The sequence below is a fragment of the Mesorhizobium sp. genome (assembly GCF_004962925.1).
Taxonomy (GTDB): domain Bacteria; phylum Pseudomonadota; class Alphaproteobacteria; order Rhizobiales; family Rhizobiaceae; genus Mesorhizobium.
Genome location: NZ_SUEO01000116.1, coordinates 3,123 through 19,946, shown reverse-complemented (window position 1 = coordinate 19,946; position 16,824 = coordinate 3,123). Strand labels below are relative to the sequence as shown.

Below are 16,824 nucleotides of genomic sequence, written 5' to 3'. Positions count from 1 at the left end.
GTCCAGCGCAGATGCAGCAGCGTCGCTTCGGCCTTGCGGATATCGGCCGACAGGTTCTTGAAGCGCGACGCCTGGCGGGCCTGGCGCTTCAGGCTTTCGATCTGGCTTTCCAGTTCGCCGACGACGTCGTCCAGCCGTTCCAGATTCTGTTCGGCCGCCTTTAGCCGCAGCTCGGCCTCGTGGCGGCGTGTGTGGAGGCCCGAAATGCCGGCCGCCTCTTCCAGAAGCGCGCGGCGCGCCTGCGGCTTTGCCTGGATCAGCTCACCGATGCGGCCCTGCCCGACCATCGAAGGCGAGCGCGCGCCGGTCGACTGGTCGGCGAAAAGCAGCTGCACGTCCTTGGCGCGGGCTTCCTTGCCGTTGATGCGGTAGAGCGAACCTGCCTCGCGCTCGATGCGGCGCGAAACCTGCAACTCGTCTGCGTCATTGAAGGCCGAGGGCGCGGTACGGTCGCTGTTGTCGAGGAAAAGCGTGACTTCAGCGGTGTTGCGGGCCGGACGTGTTCCCGAACCGGAAAAGATGACGTCGTCCATGCCGGACGCGCGCATGTTCTTGTATGAGCTTTCGCCCATCACCCAGCGCAAAGCCTCGACAAGGTTCGACTTGCCGCAGCCGTTCGGCCCGACGATGCCGGTCAGGCCGCGTTCGATGACGAACTCGCCGGGTTCGACGAAGGACTTGAACCCGAGCAGGCGAAGGCGCGAGAACTTCATTCGCGCCGCCCCTTAAGCGCGTTCCACGAAAGTGTTCCGCGGTTTTGCGAAGAGAAGCCGCGGCACGGCAAAAAGCCGCGCACGCCGAAGCGCAGCCGCTTCGGCGCTGCCGAAACGTCAGAGCAGAGGGTCAATAATGGCCGATATTTCCTCAATCGACAGCGCCCCCTTGTAGGTCTTTCCGTTGATAAAGAAGGTCGGCGTCGAGTCGACCTTGAATTCATCGGCGCCGCGCTTCTGGACCGATCTCACATCGTCCAGAAGTTTCTGGTCCGTCAAGCAGGCCTCGAAGGACTCCTGTGTAAAACCGGCCATCTTGGAGATTTGCAGCAGGGCGTCCTTGGTATTGGCAACACCTGCCCAGTTCGCCTGCTGCTTGAACAGAACGTCTACCATCGGGAAATAATTGTCCTTGGAGCAGCGCGCCAGCATGAAGCCGGCCTCGGCGCTGGGGTCGAACGGAAACTCGCGCAGGATAAGACGGGCTTTGCCGGTGTCGATATATTTCGTCTTCAGCTCTGGGAGGGTGGTTTCGTGGAAATGCGCGCAGTGCGGGCAGGTCATCGAGGCATATTCGACGATGGTGACTTTCGCGTCGTCCTTGCCCAGTTGCTCGTCGGGCAGCGCGCCTGGCTTCAGCAAGGCCGCCATGTCCACCGTGCCCTGGGCCTCAGGCGCTTTGACCGCGGCCGGGGTTGCCGGCTTCGCGGGATCGGCAGGCTTCATCGCATCGGCGGGGGCAGCAGGCGTCGCATCCTGCGCCACGGCTTTCTCGCCCGAGTCACTGCAGGCGGCGAGCAGAGCCACCGCCGGAATGGCGGCCAGCGACGACAGGAGGTTTCTGCGGGACAAAAGACGGGTCATACGAATCACCTGACAATGGTTGGATTTTGCAATGCAAAGGCTAGAAAAGGCGAGAGTTGGCGCGAATTAAGGCATCGCCGTCCCCATTCCAATCGCCAAACTTTGTGTATGTGATCACGAAAGCGCGAGATTATACCTTCTTTTGACCGAGAATGGTGGCGCCGAGCCGCTCCAGCGAAGCGCGCAGTCCGTCATCCTCGATCATTCCGACGGTGCCTGACAACTTCACCTTCTCGGCCGCGGTCAGTGGCCGGAAGCTTGATTTAGGCCGCCCCTTGTCCGCCGTCACCGGCTTTTGCACGATTCTGATCCGGCCGATAGCGTTGAAGCCGAGGAAGGCGTTGACCCTGTTGATGATCTCGCCGGTTTCGTGCTGCAGATGGAGCGCGGCCATCCCTTCGCAGGCGATGACCAGCACCGCCGGCTCGAACGGATCGTCTTCATGCACGCGCCGCGGCCACTGGATCTTTTCAGGGCGCGAACGGTTGGCAAGCCGCGGCCCGGCAATCTCCTCCCACGACTGGACGAGGCCGATCGACATGCCGGCCCGCTTTCGCAACACCGGATCGAGGATCTGGGTTGCGAGATCACTCACCGGAACGGGATTGCCGAAGGGCCTTTTCCCTGCCATGTGCGTTCTCCAGTCACGACCTTCACCACGTATCGGTTAGGCCAGTCCTCGATCAATGGCACTGCACGACCAGACCCGCAAGACCGCATCCGGAGACAGCGGCAGAGCCGCGTCTGGAGATAGCGGCGAGATCGCGTCCCGCTTGCTCGGCTGGTACGATGCGCATCACCGCGACTTGCCGTGGCGCATTGCGCCGCGCGAGCTGGCTCGCGGGGTGCGCCCCGATCCCTACCGCATCTGGCTTTCCGAAGTCATGCTACAGCAGACCACGGTCGAGGCCGTAAAATCCTATTTCCGGGCCTTTGTCCAGAAATGGCCTGATGTCGAGGCGTTGGCCGCTTCACCGACCGAAGATGTCATGAAGGCTTGGGCCGGGCTCGGCTACTATTCCCGCGCGCGCAATCTCAAGGCCTGCGCCGATCTCGTCGCGCGGCAAGGCGGTAGGTTTCCGGATACGCAAGCAGCTCTTAGAGAGCTGCCCGGCATCGGCACCTACACGGCGGCGGCGATCGCGGCGATCGCCTTCGACCAGCCCGCGGCGGTGGTCGACGGCAATGTAGAACGGGTCGTTTCCCGGCTGTTTTCTATTGCCACACCGCTGAGCGAAGCCAAGGGAGACATACGCACCTATGTCGAGCGCATGGTTCCAGCGACCAGACCAGGCGATTTCGCCCAGGCGATGATGGATCTGGGCGCGACAATCTGCACGCCGCGTCGGCCGCGCTGCATGCTGTGCCCGCTGCGTGACGATTGCAGCGCCACCGTCTCGGGCGACCCCGAGCATTTTCCGGTGCGCCTGCCGAAGGCAGAAAAGCCATTGCGGCGTGGCGCCGCCTTTGTCGCCGTCAGGGCCGACGGCGCCATTCTTTTGCGAAAACGCGCGGAAAAAGGCCTGCTCGGCGGCATGACCGAGGTGCCGACGACCGGCTGGACCGCGCGCATCGACGGCGCCACCACAGATGCGGCAGCCCCCTTTCCCGGCGACTGGCGGCCCGCCGGGCGGATTGGCCACGTCTTTACCCATTTCGGGCTTGAACTCGACGTGTTCAAATCGGTGGCAGAAGGCGCTGCTCCGGCGGGGCATTTCTGGTCACTGGCCCATGAAATTTCCGGGGAAGCCTTACCCACTGTCATGAAAAAGGTAATCGAAGCGGCGATACCGGGCGCGACCAAAAAGCAGCGCCCGCATTGAAAAGGACGACAATGACTGAAATCCGCCACATCGTTTTCGACATCGGCAGAGTGCTGATCCACTACGATCCGAACCTGCCTTTCAGCCGTCTCATTCCGGATGCCGAGGAGAGAAAGTGGTTCTTCGACAATGTCTGCACGCATGACTGGAACATCGAGCAGGATCGCGGGCGGACATGGGAAGAAGCCGAAGCCCTGCTGATCGCCGAACACCCGGACCACGCCGAAAACATCCGCAATTTCCGCCGCCTCTGGCACGAGATGGTGCCGCACGCCTATGCGGACAGCGTTGAGATCATGGAGAAGCTGATCGACACCGGCCACGATGTCACCATGCTGACCAACTTTGCCTCCGATACGCTGGCCGAAGCCCGGCAGCGCTTCGACTTTCTCAACCGTCCGCGCGGGGTGACCATTTCGGGCGAGATCGGCCTGATCAAGCCGGATCGCGGCATTTATGATCATCACGTCGCCGCGTTCGGCCTCGAGCCCGCGGCGACGCTGTTTATCGACGACAGCCAGAAGAATGTCGAAGGCGCCAAGGCGGCCGGCTGGCAGTCCGTGCTGTTCACCGACGCCAAGACGCTCGAAGCGGACCTTAGAGGGTTGGGGATCAGAGTGTAATTTGAATCACTTCGACAGGCCGATTGATAATCCGCTTTAACATGACAGATACGTAGAATCCGTCGTCAGGCCCCTGCCCGCTCCATGCCGAGACGGGCGATGCGGCGAAGCTCGTCGATCGGGGTCAGGCCGCCGCTGCGCTCATAGTGCCAGAAGGTCCAGCCGTTGCAGGCGTCCAGCCCCTGCACTTCCGCGCCGATCTTGTGGATCGACCCAGCGCTGTCGCCGATCGCCACCGTGCCGTCGGCGCGTACCCTGGCCGCCCAGCGCTTCTTGGCGTCATAAAGCGTGGCACCCGGCAGCATCAGGCCGGTGTCGATGAGGCTGACGAAGGCAACGCGCGGCTCGGCGCGCTTGCCGGTAAGCACGGTAAGATCGGCGCCATTCAGCGGCCGGACTGCGTCGATGCGCTCGTTGGCGGCGTCGATATAGGTCTGCTCACGCTCGATGCCGACGAAATGGCGGCCGAGGCGCTTGGCTACCGCGCCGGTGGTGCCGGAACCGAAGAAGGGATCTAGGACGATATCGCCGGGCTTCGTCGAGGCCATCATGATGCGGGCGAGCAGCGCCTCGGGCTTCTGGGTGGGATGCAGCTTGTCGCCATTTTCGTTCTTCAGGCGCTCGCCGCCGGTGCAGATCGGAAACAGCCAGTCGGAACGCATCTGGATGTCGTCATTCGACGCCTTCAGCGCTTCGTAGTTGAAGGTATAACCCTTGCCCCTCTGATCGCGCGAGGCCCAGATCATCGTCTCATGAGCGTTCTGGAAACGACGGCCGCGGAAATTCGGCATCGGATTGGTCTTGCGCCACACGACGTCGTTGAGGATCCAGAACCCCAGATCCTGCATCTTGGCGCCGACCCTGAAAATATTGTGGTAGGAGCCGATGACCCAGATGGTGCCGTTCGGTTTCAGCACGCGGCGCGCCGCCAGCAGCCAGGCCCGGGTGAAGGCGTCGTAGACCTCAAAACTCGCGAACTGGTCCCAGTCGTCGTCGACGGCGTCGACCTTGGACTGGTCGGGCCGGTGCAGATCGCCATCGAGTTGCAGATTATAGGGCGGATCGGCAAAGATCACGTCGATGGACTTTTCCGGCAGCCGGTCGAGCGCGGCGACGCAATCGCCCTTCAGGATCGTATCCAGCCATTCGGATTGCTGGGGAGCATGGGAAAGGTCGTCGAGAAGACGCACGGCAGACATTGTGACACCCAAAGCACGCGTTACTGTTTACTCCCTGTTATGGTTACCGATCAGCGTAAATTTTCGGTGAAGGCTGAGGGTCCGGACCGCAGGTAATTTGCGAAGGCCGGCCTGTTGGTGTATGCCGCGCCGCCTGAGCGTCTCAGCTTCCTCTCCCGCTTTTCCGGATCGCCAATGCCCCAGCCAGACCTTGTCATCTTCGATTGCGACGGCGTGCTCGTCGATTCCGAAATCATCGCCGCGCGCATCGAAGCCGAGCTTTTGACATCGGCCGGTTACGAGATATCGGCCGAGGAGATTTCCGAAACCTATGCCGGGCTGACCTTCAAGGACATCATGATGCGGGTCGAGGAGAAGTCCCGCATCCCATTCCAGGCCTCGCTGATCGACCGCGCCGAAGACCTAGTCGACCGCCGGCTGCGCAGCGACGTGCGCGCCATCGACGGGGTGCACGAGGCGGTCGCCGCAGTGACTGCGCCGCGCTGCATCTGCTCGAATTCGCGCACCGAACGGATAGAGTTCATGCTGGAGAAGGTGCATCTGCTGCCGTTTTTCAACGGCCGGATTTTTTCCTCTCTGGAAACACCGAGCGGAAAGTCCAAGCCGGCCCCAGACGTGTTTCTCTTTGCAGCGGAAAAGCTCAAGGCCGATCCGGGGAACACCTTCGTCATCGAGGATTCCGTGCATGGTGTGACCGGCGCCAGGACAGCCGGCATGCGCGTTATCGGCTTTACCGGAGCGGCGCACAGCTATCCCGGGCATGCCGACGCGCTGACCGAGGCCGGCGCCGAGACGGTCATCCGCCGCTGGGCGGAACTGAAAAGCGTGATCGCCGCCCTGTCGGAATGGTCGGATGCGTGATGCATACGCCTCCGACCGGAGGCGGCCCCAACGCCGCCGCTATTCGGCTGCGGCAATCTTGTCGGTCTTCTTCGCCGGGCCTTCGTCATAGCCGGCGAACGCCTGATAGTCCTGCGCAGTGGGCTCGGGAACGACGACGTTCGAATCGGTGAAGACGAACTGGGTGGCACTCGAGGGATTGGTAACCTGGACCTGATGTTGGTGAAGCTGCGAGTAAAGGACCTCGGTGCCATGCATCACGGCGACACGGATCGGCATTGTGATCGTGCCCGGGCTGAACATCGGTCCCGGAACGACCTTGCCGGCGACGGCGATCTTCATCGTCAGCGTGCCGTTGGCACGGTTGCAGTCGCGGGTCACATCGGTGATCGAGGCCTGATAGATGACCTTCGCCGAATCGTCCTGCTGATCGCCGCTCGCGTCAAGCGCAGCAGCTTCGGCGTCCTGAGCGGCGGCTTTTTTCCTAGGCTTCTGGTTGCCCTTGGCATAGGTGTTGAAGAAGGCGGTGCCGTCGCGCAGCGTCACTTTCGGACAATAGGCCTGCAATTGGCTGGCGAGAACCTTGGGATCAGGAGGAGGTGGCGGTGTCGTGTCCTTTTTTCCGAAGCCCAGCATGCTACTGCCGCCTGATTGGCAGCCGGCGGCGGTAAGCATAAAGCCGGTGAAGGCCAGACCAGCGACAAAACGACCGTTGAATGAATGAAACGCCATGAACTGCACTTCCCTCTCGCAAAGCGGGTGACGTATATCAACCGCGCGGCAAAAATGCGACTGAGCAAGCGCGGAAATTAACCACCTTTGCCGCGGACGAAACCGCCCGGCAGCAATGGAACATGACGATGCGATATGTGAGTACCCGCGGGGAAGCGCCCGTGCTTGGATTTTCCGACGCGGTGCTGGCGGGTCTGGCGCGCGATGGCGGGCTTTATGTGCCTGATGCCTGGCCGCAGTTTTCGGCGGCAGAGATCCGCGCCATGCGCGGCCTCGCCTATCCCGACCTCGCCATCCGCGTGCTGTCGCCGTTTCTCGGCGGCGAGATCGCGATGCCGGTGTTCGAACGCCTGGTGCGCGAAGCCTATGCGACCTTCCGTCACGAGGCTGTCTGCCCGCTGGTGCAGACCGGCTCGAACATGTTCGTTCTGGAACTCTTCCATGGCCCGACACTTGCCTTCAAGGACGTGGCCATGCAGCTTCTCGCCCGGCTGATGGACCATGTGCTTGCCGAACGCGACCAGCGCGCCACCATTGTCGGCGCCACATCAGGCGATACCGGCGGGGCTGCCATCGATGCTTTCGCCGGGCGCAATCGCACTGACATTTTCGTTCTTTTCCCGCACGGCCGGGTCTCGCCGGTGCAGCAGCGGCAGATGACGACATCCACCGCCGCAAATGTCCATGCACTGGCGGTCGAAGGCAATTTCGACGATTGCCAGGGCCTGGTGAAGGACATGTTCAACGATCACGGTTTTCGCGACCGGGTGTCGCTGTCGGGCGTCAATTCGATCAACTGGGCCCGCATCATGGCCCAGATCGTCTATTATTTCTCGTCGGCGCTGTCGCTCGGCGGGCCCGACCGGCCGGTTTCCTTCACGGTGCCGACCGGCAATTTCGGCGACATCTTCGCCGGCTACGCCGCCAAGAAGATGGGCCTGCCGATCGAGCGGCTGATCATCGCGACCAATGACAACGACATTCTGGCGCGCACGCTGTCGAGCGGCGAGTACCGCACGAAAGGCGTCTTTTCGACCACGTCGCCGTCGATGGACATTCAGGTCTCGTCCAATTTCGAGCGCTTGCTGTTCGAGGCGGCCGGCCGCGACGCCTCGACCGTGCGGCGCTACATGAGCGGCCTCAAGCAGTCCGGCGCCTTCACCATCGAAGCGGGCGAGATCGCCAGGATCCGCTCCGAATTCGATGCCGGCCGTTCGACGATGGACGAAGTCGCCGCCACGATCCGCTCGACGCTCGACGCCAGCGACTATCTGCTCGACCCGCACACGGCCGCGGCCATGCATGTTGCGGGTGCGAAGGGCACCAATGCCGTGCCCATGGTGGTGCTCGGCACCGCCCATCCGGCAAAATTCCCGGCCGCCGTCGAAGCCGCCAGCGGCGTCTCGCCTGCCCTGCCCGCATGGCTAGGCGGGTTGATGACATCAGAGGAAAAATACACGGTACTTCCATCCGACCTGAAAATGGTGGAAGATTATGTTAGCCGTCACACGCGGGCGGCAAGTTAGGGAGTATTTGCTATATGGGTGTTGAGGTAAGCCGTCTGTCGAACGGCCTGACAGTCGCCACCGAAACCCTTCCAAGCCTCGAATCCGTCGCTCTTGGTGCCTGGGTCAAATCAGGCGCCCGCAACGAGCGTAACGAAGAGCACGGAATGGCCCACCTGCTTGAACACATGGCGTTCAAGGGAACCAGAAGGCGCAGCGCCTTCGAGATCGCCTCGGAAATCGAGGATGTCGGCGGCGAGATCAATGCCGCCACCAGTGTCGAGACCACCTCCTATTATGCCAGGGTGCTGAGCGACGACGTGCCCCTGGCCGTCGATATCCTCTCCGACATCCTGCAGGAATCCGAGTTCGACCCGCAGGAGCTGGAGCGCGAGCAGCATGTGATCCTGCAGGAGATCGGCGCCGCTCACGATACGCCCGACGACATCGTCTTCGACCGCTTCACCGAGACGGCCTTCCGCCACCAGACGATCGGCCGCTCCATCCTCGGCACGCCGGAAACCGTCAAGTCCTTCACCTCGAAGCAACTGCACAAATTCATCGAACGGCAATATGGCGCCGAGCGCATGGTGGTCGTCGCCGCCGGCGACATCAAGCACGACAATTTCGTGCGCGAGGTCGAGAAGCACCTCGGCGGATTCCGCAGCAAGTCCGACAACACGATGCCGGAATATGCGCAATATGTCGGCGGCGATTTCCGCGAGGACCGCGACCTGATGGACGCGCAGATCGTGCTGGGGTTCGAGGGCCGCGCCTATCATGTGCGCGACTTCTACGCCTCTCAGGTCCTGTCGATGATCCTTGGCGGCGGCATGTCGTCGCGTCTTTTCCAGGAGGTCCGCGAAAAGCGCGGGCTGTGCTATTCGGTCTATGCCTTCCACTGGGGTTTTTCCGACACCGGCATATTCGGCGTCCATGCCGCGACCGGACAGAGCGACATCGCCGAATTGGTACCGGTGGTCATCGACGAGTTGCAGAAGGCCGGCGAGAACATTCTGCAGGAGGAACTCGACCGGGCACGCGCCCAGTACCGCGCAGGCCTGATCATGTCGGCCGAGAGCCCGGCCAGCCGCGCCTCGCAGATCGCCCGTCAAATGCTTCTGTTCGGCCGGCCGATCGCCAAGGAAGAGCTGATGGAGCGGCTGTCGGCATTGACGGTCGAGCGGCTGACGGACCTGTCGTCACGGCTGTTTTCGACCAAGCCGACGCTGACTGCCGTCGGACCGGTGGGCACGCTCGCTCCGTATGAGGCGATCCTCGACTCGCTTTCGGGCACGCAGACCACGGCCCGAAAGCTCGCCGGCTAAGCCCATCAAAGCGTCATGTTCGCGCTCCCTTTCTTTCGCCGTGACCTGCCGGCACTGAAGGGCGACCGCGTCACGCTGCGCGTGCCGCTGACCAACGACTATCGCGAATGGTCGGTGCTGCGCGGGGAAAGCCGCGGCTTCCTGGAGCCGTGGGAGCCGCGGTGGAACCCCGACGAGCTCGATCGCACGGCTTGGCGGCATCGCCTCAGCCGCTACCGCGAAGATTATGCGCAGGGAACGGCCATAGCCTTCTTCATCTTCGACAAAAGCAGCGGCAAGCTTGTCGGAGGAATCACCCTCGGCAATATCCGCCACGGCGTCGCGCAAAGCGGCCATATCGGCTACTGGATCGGCGAGCGCCACAGCGGCCGCGGCCTGATGACCGACGCGGTCAAGGTGGTGACGCGCTTCGCCTTCGATACGCTGAGGTTGCACCGGATCGAAGCTGCCTGTATTCCCGACAACGCCCGGTCGATCCGCGTGCTTGAAAAAGCCGGATTCCGGCGCGAAGGACTTCTGCGATCCTATCTCAGGATCAATGGCATCTGGCAGGACCATTACCTCTACGCCCGGATCGAAGACGATCCGCCCGGCGCGGGAACGAAGGACTGATTTTTGACGAATTTCCTGCGAATCGGGTCGCTGTTCGCCTTTGTCCTGACGGCAATCGTCACGCTCTGCGCGGCGTCCTCGGCCTTCGCCGTCGAACCGATCAAGATCGCCCGCGACGACGTGGCGCTCGACCTTTCGGGCGCGGTCGAAATCTACCGCAACCAGGGCGAGAACTTCCAGGTGTCGACCGCGCCGGGACCGGACGGCATCGTGCGGCGCATCGAGGTCGAGGCCAATGATGCGCGCTCGACCGGCGACTGGGCGGTGTTCGCGCTAGCCAACACCACCGACCAGCAGCTCGACAGGCTGATCGTCGCACCGCATTTCCGGCTGGTGAATTCCGGCATCTTCTGGCCGGATCTCGGCTCGACCCGCATTGCCGCGATCACGCCCAGCGAGGGCTTCGCGCTCGACCGCCAGACCAGCCCCGACGCCGATGTGTTCCGGGTAACGCTGAACCCCGGAACGGTGATCACCTTCATTGCCGAACTTGCCTCGCCCAAACTGCCGCAGGTCTATCTATGGGATCCGGAATCCTACAAGGACTCGGTCAACTCCTACACGCTGTTTCGCGGCATCGTCATCGGCATCGCCGGCCTTCTGGCGCTGTTCCTGACCATCCTTTTCGTCGTCAAGGGGACCTCGATGTTCCCAGCAACCGCAGCACTCGCCTGGGCGGTGCTCGCCTATATCTGCATCGATTTCGGCTTTCTCAACAAGATTCTGGAAATATCGCCCGGCAACGAGCAAATGTGGCGAGCCGGAACGGAGGTGGCGCTTGCGGCGACCTTCGTGGTGTTCCTGTTCGCCTATCTCAACCTCAACCGATGGCACGGCCATTTCAGCTACGGCGCGCTGGTCTGGATCCTGGGGCTGGGGCTGATCGCAGGCGTTGCAATCGTCGATCCGGCGGTCGCCGCCGGCATTGCCAGGCTGTCCTTCGCCGCCACAGCCCTGACCGGCCTCGGCCTGATCATCTTCCTCGGCATACGCGGCTACGACCGTGCCATCATGCTGGTGCCCAGTTGGGTCATGGTCTTGTTGTGGCTATGCGGGTCGTGGATGGCGATCACCGGCATGCTCGACAACGACATCGCCCAGCCGGCGCTGGGCGGCGGGCTAATCCTCATCATCCTGCTGATCGGCTTCACCGTCATGCAGCACGCTTTTGCCGGCGGTGCGCTGCATCAGGGCCTGTTCTCCGATCTCGAACGGCAGGCGCTGGCCGTCGCCGGATCGGGCGACACGGTTTGGGACTGGGACGTGATGCGCGACCGCGTCGTCACCAAGCCGGACGTCAGCATCCAGCTTGGCCTAGCGCCCGACAGTCTGGGCGGGGCCGCCCGCAACTGGCTGCCGGTGCTGCATGCCGACGATCGCGACACGTTCCGCACGACGCTCGACGTGGTGCTCGAACACCGACGCGGCCGCGTGTCGCAGAACTTCCGCCTGCGCGGCGCCGACGGGCACTATCACTGGTTTTCGCTGCGCGCCCGGCCGGTGATCGGATCGGACGGCGAGGTCATCCGCTGCGTCGGCACCATGGTCGACGTGACCGAGCAGAAGAAGTCCGAGGAGCGGCTGCTGCATGATGCCGTGCATGACAATCTGACCGGCCTGCCGAACCGGGAATTGCTGATGAACCGGCTGGAGGCGATCATCTCGATCGCGCGTACGGAAGAGAAGGTGCGTCCGACCGTCTTCGTCATCGACATCGACCGGTTCAAGCAGGTCAATGACGGGCTCGGCATCTCGGCCGGCGACACAATCCTGCTGACCATTGCACGCCGGCTGCACCGGCTGCTCAAGCCGAAGGATTCGCTGTCGCGCTTTGCCGGCGACCAATTCGCGCTCATGCTGCTTTCCGAACAGGACCCGGCCCGCATCGCGGCGGTCGCCGACGCCATCAAACATGCGATCAACAATCCGATCACCTTTGCCAAGCGCGAGATCGTGCTGACCGCCTCGATCGGGCTGGTCACCTGGACTTCGGCGCAGAGCTCGGCCGAGGACATGGTCAAGGACGCCGAGCTTGCCATGCACCAGGCCAAGCGCTTCGGCGGCGACAGGATCGAGCCTTTCCGCCCAGCCTTCCGCACCGTCGGCACCGACCGGCTGCAGTTCGAGTCCGACCTGCGCCGTGCCATCGAACGGCGCGAATTCACACTCGCCTACCAGCCGATCGTGCGGCTGGAAGACGGCAGTGTTGCCGGCTTCGAGGCGCTTTTGCGCTGGGACCATCCGCGCCGCGGCATGATCCCGCCGGGCGATTTCATCCCGGTCGCCGAGAGCTGCGGCCTGATCGTGCAGCTTGGCTTGTTCGCCATGCAGCAGGCCGCCGAAGACCTGGCGGGATGGCAAAAGCAGATCGGCGACGCGCCGCTGTCGGTTTCGGTCAACCTGTCCAGCCGCCAACTCATCCGCCGCGATCTGGTCAGCGACGTCCGCTCGGTGATCGCGCGGGCCAATCTGAAGCCGCGCTGCTTCCGGCTCGAACTCACCGAATCGCTGGTGATGGACAATCCCGAGCAGACAGCCCATGTCCTGAACAAGCTGAAGAAGCTTGGTATCGGCCTGTCGCTGGACGATTTCGGCACCGGCTACTCATCGCTAGCCTATTTGACGCGCTTCCCCTTCGACACGATCAAGATCGACAAGAGCTTTGTCGACGACTCGACACCGAAGCGCGCGGTGCTGCTCAAATCCATGGTCAACATGGCGCATGAACTCGGCCTTTCGGTCGTGGCCGAAGGCATTTCGGACGAAAGCGATGCGCTCGAACTGCGGCAGATGGGATGCGAATATGTGCAGAGCTTCATGTTCGGCGCGCCGATGCCCGGCGATCAGGTGCTGAAGACGCTGAAGGAACAATATCCGCTGACTCAGGCTTGATTTTTACGCATGCCGTTGTCCCAAATCCGCTGCGCATGACTCCGCAAGAACACCGGACCCGGATGGTCATCACGAGCCCGGTCGTGCTGGCCTTATGGGGTAAGATCGAGCGCAGGTACGATTGTGCGATAGGGCAGTCCCGCATCGTCGTTTAGACGCTTCACGTCGGTAGCCGAGATAGCGTCAAACAGGCACATGCAGCGCCCGTCCTCCGGTGCGAAGGTCGAGCGCAGATACCTGATGTCGGTGCCGTTGGAAGTCATCTCGGCGGCTTTGCTGATCGCCGCCTTCTGCGCATCTCCCAGACCTTCCATGCTGATGCCCTTGAGGTCGCGTTCCACCATGTAGACGGTCATTTTCAGATCTCCTCCTATGAACAGTGACCACAGGAGTTAAATGCAGTGGCGGGCGAAAGAGAACCATATTTTTTCTATCGATCGATAGCCGACAGTTATCGATGAAGGGGCTACAATGCCGTTTCGTGGAACCGCCTCGGGAGGGCTCGCCATGGAGATGTTTCAGGTCCGCTACGTGCTTGCGGCCGCGAAAATACTGAATTTCACCAAGGCCGCCACCGATTGCAATGTGTCTCAGCCGGCTCTCACCAAAGCGGTCAAGACACTCGAGGATGAGCTTGGCGCGCCCTTGTTCCACCGCGAGGGAAAGCGCATCCTCCTAAGTGAGTTCGGGCGCTCCATTCTACCGCATCTTCAGCAGATCATGCAGGAGGCCCACGCAACCAGGACGCTTGCCGATAATTTTAGGCTACTCAATCAGGTGCCGATCCGCCTCGGCGTGATGTCGACCATCGGCCATGTGAAGCTCGCCCGGTTCCTGGCAAAGTTCCAGCGCGACTATCATGGTGTCGAGCTTGAAGTTAGCGAAGCGGGCGTTCAGGAACTGAAAGACAGGCTTGAGCATGGCGATCTCGATCTGGCCGTTCTCAATCCGTTGGAGGGATTGGGAGCAGCTTTCCGCGTCCATGATCTCTACAGTGAGCGTTACGTCGTCGTATTCGCGCCGGATCACCGGCTTGCGACCCTCGATGCAATCAAGTTGGTCGATCTCTCTCAAGAACCCTATGTCGATCGTCTATCCTGCGAAATGCGGGACCTTGTGATGGGTGTGTGCCGGGAAAGAAACGTTAGCCTTTATGCCCGCTTTCGTTCCGAGCGCGAGGATTGGGTCCAATCAATGGTGCTGGCGCGGATCGGCTTCGCCTTCATGCCTGAATATTCGGTGACATCGCCTGAACTTCTTCAGCGCCCGCTGATCGAACCCGCGGTGGCACGCACGGTGTCCCTGGCTAGCGTTCCGGGCCGGCCATATAGCCCGGCGACGGCGGCAATGGTCCGAGCTGCCCAAAGTTTCGATTGGCCCGGCTAGGCGTTATTGCTGAAGCTTGAGCCACTGCTGATTTGAGATGCCTTCTCTTTGTCTCCTAAACGACTGCAACTTTCTTGCTTGGTTGGAATCGCACTCGGCCAAGGAACAGCGGAGAAGGCTCGCGATGGCCCGGATGGAAATTTGAGGGAGGACAATCATGACCTTGCCCAGTTACGCAATGAACCAGGCAAGTTTCCCGGAAATGTACGAGCGGTGGCTCGTCGGCCCTCTCTTCCGTCCATGGGCCGAGCTGGCTCTTGACGAGCTGGAATTGTCTTCGGGCGATCGCGTGCTCGATATCGCCTGCGGAACAGGAATAGTGGCGCGCGTTGCAAGAGAGCGACTCGGTGAAGCCGGATATATCGTCGGCGTCGACATCAGCCTGGACATGCTTGCCGTGGCGCGGGCTGTAGAACCAGCCATTGACTGGCGCCGAGGCAATGCCGGCGAGCTGCCTCTGCGTAACGGTGAGACGTTCGACGTGGTCGTCTGCCAGCAAGGACTGCAGTTCTTTCCTGACAAACCCGCGACGGCGGCGCAGATGCGTCGCGCGCTGGCGAAGGGTGGTAGGCTGGCGCTTGCCACGTGGCGCCCGGATGACGAAATCCCGTTCTTTCGCGAACTGCGCCGCGTCGCGGAGCGCCACCTGGGCGCCATCGCCGATCAACGGTACAGCTTCGGGGAAGCGGCTCCACTTGAGGCGCTGCTGCGGGACGCCGGCTTCCACGAGGTCCGATCAAGGATTGTTTCGCGGACCATCCATTTCGGGGAAGGCGCACCCTTCCTGCATTTGAATACGATGGCGCTGCTCGGGATGAGTTCTTTAGCCAAGGAAATGGGCGATCAGGAACGCAAGCGCGTCGTGGAGGAGATCGTGAGCGAGAGTGCGCCCGTGCTGCAGCCGTACACCAACGGGTCGGAACTAGCCTTCGAGCTCAGCACCAATCTGGCGACAGCCAAAGGGTAAATGATCCCTCTTCACAAGCAACGCATTGCCTACGCAATGCTCGATAATAATCAACTTGTTGTATATTACGAATTATTTTGCCGCACTGCGGCCATCGTACCGCCATTATCCATGACTAGCTAGAGGAAGCACTGACCGTTCTTCTTGTCTTCTTCGACGTTGACGGCTCAACGTTGGAAATAGATCTTTCCCAAAGTATCTGGGCGGCTAGACAAGGAACGGAGGGGGACCTGGCGTCACTCCAAAGAATACGTGAATTCTTTGATTGCGGAGGCGTCATCCTTTCGGGCGGACGGCCTTTGTCGAAAAGGATCGCGGGGCTTGGCTTGGCGGCGACACTGGCAGCCATGCCATGGCCGGTCTATTCGGGAGTCTTGGTCAACGGAGTGACCGAAGTCGCGGTTGCTACTGCTGTTCCGTCCTCCGCTCTGAGTTTCCCCTCGGCCGCCATCATCGATCCGGGCACCATATCGACCTCCCAGCGCAAGGGAGAAGGCACCTTGGCCGATGCATTGAAGGGCACCGTCTCCATCCTTTCCAAAGGCGCGGAACAGATCGTCGTCGGCATGTCGGTGCACGAGTTCGGCGAATATAAGGTGTCCCAGTACATTGCCAGCGAGATTCTGCGTGCCGCCAAGGACACCCAATTTCCTGCCGACACCCTTTTCGCGATCGCCGAGAAGGAATCCTCCTTCGACATCAACAACCGCCCGCCTAAAGGGTCGGCACTTGGTCTTATGCAGTTCCTCGACCAGACATGGCTCGAGGCCGTGAAGAACTACGTTGCAGAGTTCGGCCTGGGCGATGAAGCGGAACTGATCCGGATCCGCCTCGAGGGCAAGCGCGAATACCATTTCGTCGACGACAAGGCCGAAGAAGAGCGCATCCTTGAATTCAGGCGCGATCCCTATCTTTCGGCAGCACTTGCGGCCAAGAACCTTCTTGCGGCCAAGGAACGCATCGAAGCCCGTCTCGAGAAGGCCATGGACGAACGGGATCTTTACCTCCCCCATTTCCTTGGCACCAACGGCGCAGCAAACCTCCTGTCGAACGCCGACGAGACGCCCAATGCCAAAGCCAGCAAAATCTTCCCCAAGGCGGCGCGGTTCAATACCGCGATGTTCAGGGCCAAGGGAAAACAGCTCACCGTCGGCCAGTTTCACCAGCGCATGCGCTCCTTCTTAGAAGCCCGCATCGGCAAATACAGCGATGTCGAAACCCGCGTGAAAGAGGCTGACCCATCCTGGACAGCCGGTATCGAGAATCTCGTCTACAATTTGGGCAAACGGCTGGCGATGGCAATGCAGCGGTAGCCAGCCAAGCCTGCAAACCAACAGACT

At 61.7% G+C, this 16,824-nt stretch carries 16 protein-coding genes; 10 read left to right on the top strand and 6 right to left on the bottom strand.

Translation table 11 applies throughout. The annotated features are described in order from the left end of the window. The 3 genes from E5W87_RS21460 to E5W87_RS21450 all read right to left on the bottom strand — a co-directional run. Nucleotides 1-713: chromosome segregation SMC family protein (locus E5W87_RS21460; RefSeq protein ID WP_292401897.1), on the bottom strand; the 713-nt coding region annotated here is incomplete at its 3' end. A 117-nt stretch (nucleotides 714-830) separates the two neighbouring features. Then, nucleotides 831-1,577 carry a DsbA family protein gene (locus E5W87_RS21455; RefSeq protein WP_292401894.1) on the bottom strand — a complete coding sequence of 249 codons (747 nt, stop codon included), beginning with the start codon at nucleotides 1,575-1,577 and terminating at the stop codon, nucleotides 831-833. 130 nt (nucleotides 1,578-1,707) lie between these two features. Next, nucleotides 1,708-2,208 (bottom strand): DUF721 domain-containing protein, encoded by a 501-nt coding sequence (locus tag E5W87_RS21450; protein ID WP_292401891.1) that lies wholly within the window; start codon nucleotides 2,206-2,208, stop codon nucleotides 1,708-1,710. A gap of 55 nt (nucleotides 2,209-2,263) precedes the next feature. Between E5W87_RS21450 and mutY the strand changes: the two genes are divergently transcribed. Both mutY and E5W87_RS21440 read left to right on the top strand, forming a co-directional pair. Continuing rightward, complete coding sequence (gene mutY / locus E5W87_RS21445; RefSeq protein WP_292401886.1) at nucleotides 2,264-3,400, top strand: A/G-specific adenine glycosylase; 1,137 nt, start codon at nucleotides 2,264-2,266, stop codon at nucleotides 3,398-3,400. A gap of 11 nt (nucleotides 3,401-3,411) precedes the next feature. Then, nucleotides 3,412-4,023, top strand: coding sequence for an HAD family phosphatase (locus E5W87_RS21440; RefSeq protein ID WP_292401883.1), 612 nt, complete (start codon nucleotides 3,412-3,414; stop codon nucleotides 4,021-4,023). A 65-nt stretch (nucleotides 4,024-4,088) separates the two neighbouring features. Here E5W87_RS21440 and E5W87_RS21435 read toward each other — a convergent pair whose 3' ends face one another. Next, nucleotides 4,089-5,222: a site-specific DNA-methyltransferase gene (locus E5W87_RS21435; RefSeq protein WP_292401881.1), complete on the bottom strand. Its 1,134-nt coding sequence runs from the start codon at nucleotides 5,220-5,222 to the stop codon at nucleotides 4,089-4,091. Between the two features lie 174 nt (nucleotides 5,223-5,396). On the opposite strand from E5W87_RS21435, the gene E5W87_RS21430 reads away from it, so the two are divergent. Continuing rightward, complete coding sequence (locus tag E5W87_RS21430) at nucleotides 5,397-6,083, top strand: HAD family phosphatase (protein ID WP_292401878.1); 687 nt, start codon at nucleotides 5,397-5,399, stop codon at nucleotides 6,081-6,083. A 39-nt stretch (nucleotides 6,084-6,122) separates the two neighbouring features. Here the strand turns inward: E5W87_RS21430 and E5W87_RS21425 are convergent, their stop codons facing one another. Further along, the gene (locus E5W87_RS21425) at nucleotides 6,123-6,794 is read right to left on the bottom strand and encodes a hypothetical protein (protein ID WP_292401874.1); all 672 of its coding nucleotides are present in this window, start codon (nucleotides 6,792-6,794) and stop codon (nucleotides 6,123-6,125) included. Between the two features lie 128 nt (nucleotides 6,795-6,922). Here E5W87_RS21425 and thrC point away from each other — a divergent pair, with 128 nt between their 5' ends. Genes thrC through E5W87_RS21405 form a run of 4 tightly spaced genes read left to right on the top strand, consistent with a single transcriptional unit; the run spans nucleotide 6,923 to nucleotide 13,131 of the window. Continuing rightward, nucleotides 6,923-8,320, top strand: coding sequence for a threonine synthase (gene thrC / locus E5W87_RS21420; RefSeq protein WP_292401871.1), 1,398 nt, complete (start codon nucleotides 6,923-6,925; stop codon nucleotides 8,318-8,320). A gap of 14 nt (nucleotides 8,321-8,334) precedes the next feature. Beyond that, nucleotides 8,335-9,627, top strand: coding sequence for a pitrilysin family protein (locus tag E5W87_RS21415; RefSeq protein WP_292401868.1), 1,293 nt, complete (start codon nucleotides 8,335-8,337; stop codon nucleotides 9,625-9,627). A 15-nt stretch (nucleotides 9,628-9,642) separates the two neighbouring features. Continuing rightward, complete coding sequence (locus E5W87_RS21410) at nucleotides 9,643-10,239, top strand: GNAT family protein (RefSeq protein ID WP_292401865.1); 597 nt, start codon at nucleotides 9,643-9,645, stop codon at nucleotides 10,237-10,239. Between the two features lie 3 nt (nucleotides 10,240-10,242). Beyond that, nucleotides 10,243-13,131, top strand: coding sequence for an EAL domain-containing protein (locus E5W87_RS21405; protein WP_292401860.1), 2,889 nt, complete (start codon nucleotides 10,243-10,245; stop codon nucleotides 13,129-13,131). Nucleotides 13,132-13,223: 92 nt separating this feature from the next. Here the strand turns inward: E5W87_RS21405 and E5W87_RS21400 are convergent, their stop codons facing one another. Further along, entirely contained in the window at nucleotides 13,224-13,487 is a 264-nt protein-coding gene (locus tag E5W87_RS21400) for a DUF4242 domain-containing protein (RefSeq protein WP_292401857.1), read from the bottom strand. 151 nt (nucleotides 13,488-13,638) lie between these two features. On the opposite strand from E5W87_RS21400, the gene E5W87_RS21395 reads away from it, so the two are divergent. The 3 genes from E5W87_RS21395 to E5W87_RS21385 all read left to right on the top strand — a co-directional run bounded on the left by E5W87_RS21395 (nucleotide 13,639) and on the right by E5W87_RS21385 (nucleotide 16,797). Continuing rightward, nucleotides 13,639-14,517, top strand: coding sequence for a LysR family transcriptional regulator (locus E5W87_RS21395; RefSeq protein WP_185928144.1), 879 nt, complete (start codon nucleotides 13,639-13,641; stop codon nucleotides 14,515-14,517). Between the two features lie 157 nt (nucleotides 14,518-14,674). Then, nucleotides 14,675-15,484, top strand: coding sequence for a methyltransferase domain-containing protein (locus E5W87_RS21390; RefSeq protein WP_292401853.1), 810 nt, complete (start codon nucleotides 14,675-14,677; stop codon nucleotides 15,482-15,484). 299 nt (nucleotides 15,485-15,783) lie between these two features. Further along, nucleotides 15,784-16,797, top strand: a complete 1,014-nt coding sequence (locus tag E5W87_RS21385; RefSeq protein WP_292401848.1) for a transglycosylase SLT domain-containing protein — start codon at nucleotides 15,784-15,786, stop codon at nucleotides 16,795-16,797. Nucleotides 16,798-16,824 lie beyond the last annotated feature (27 nt).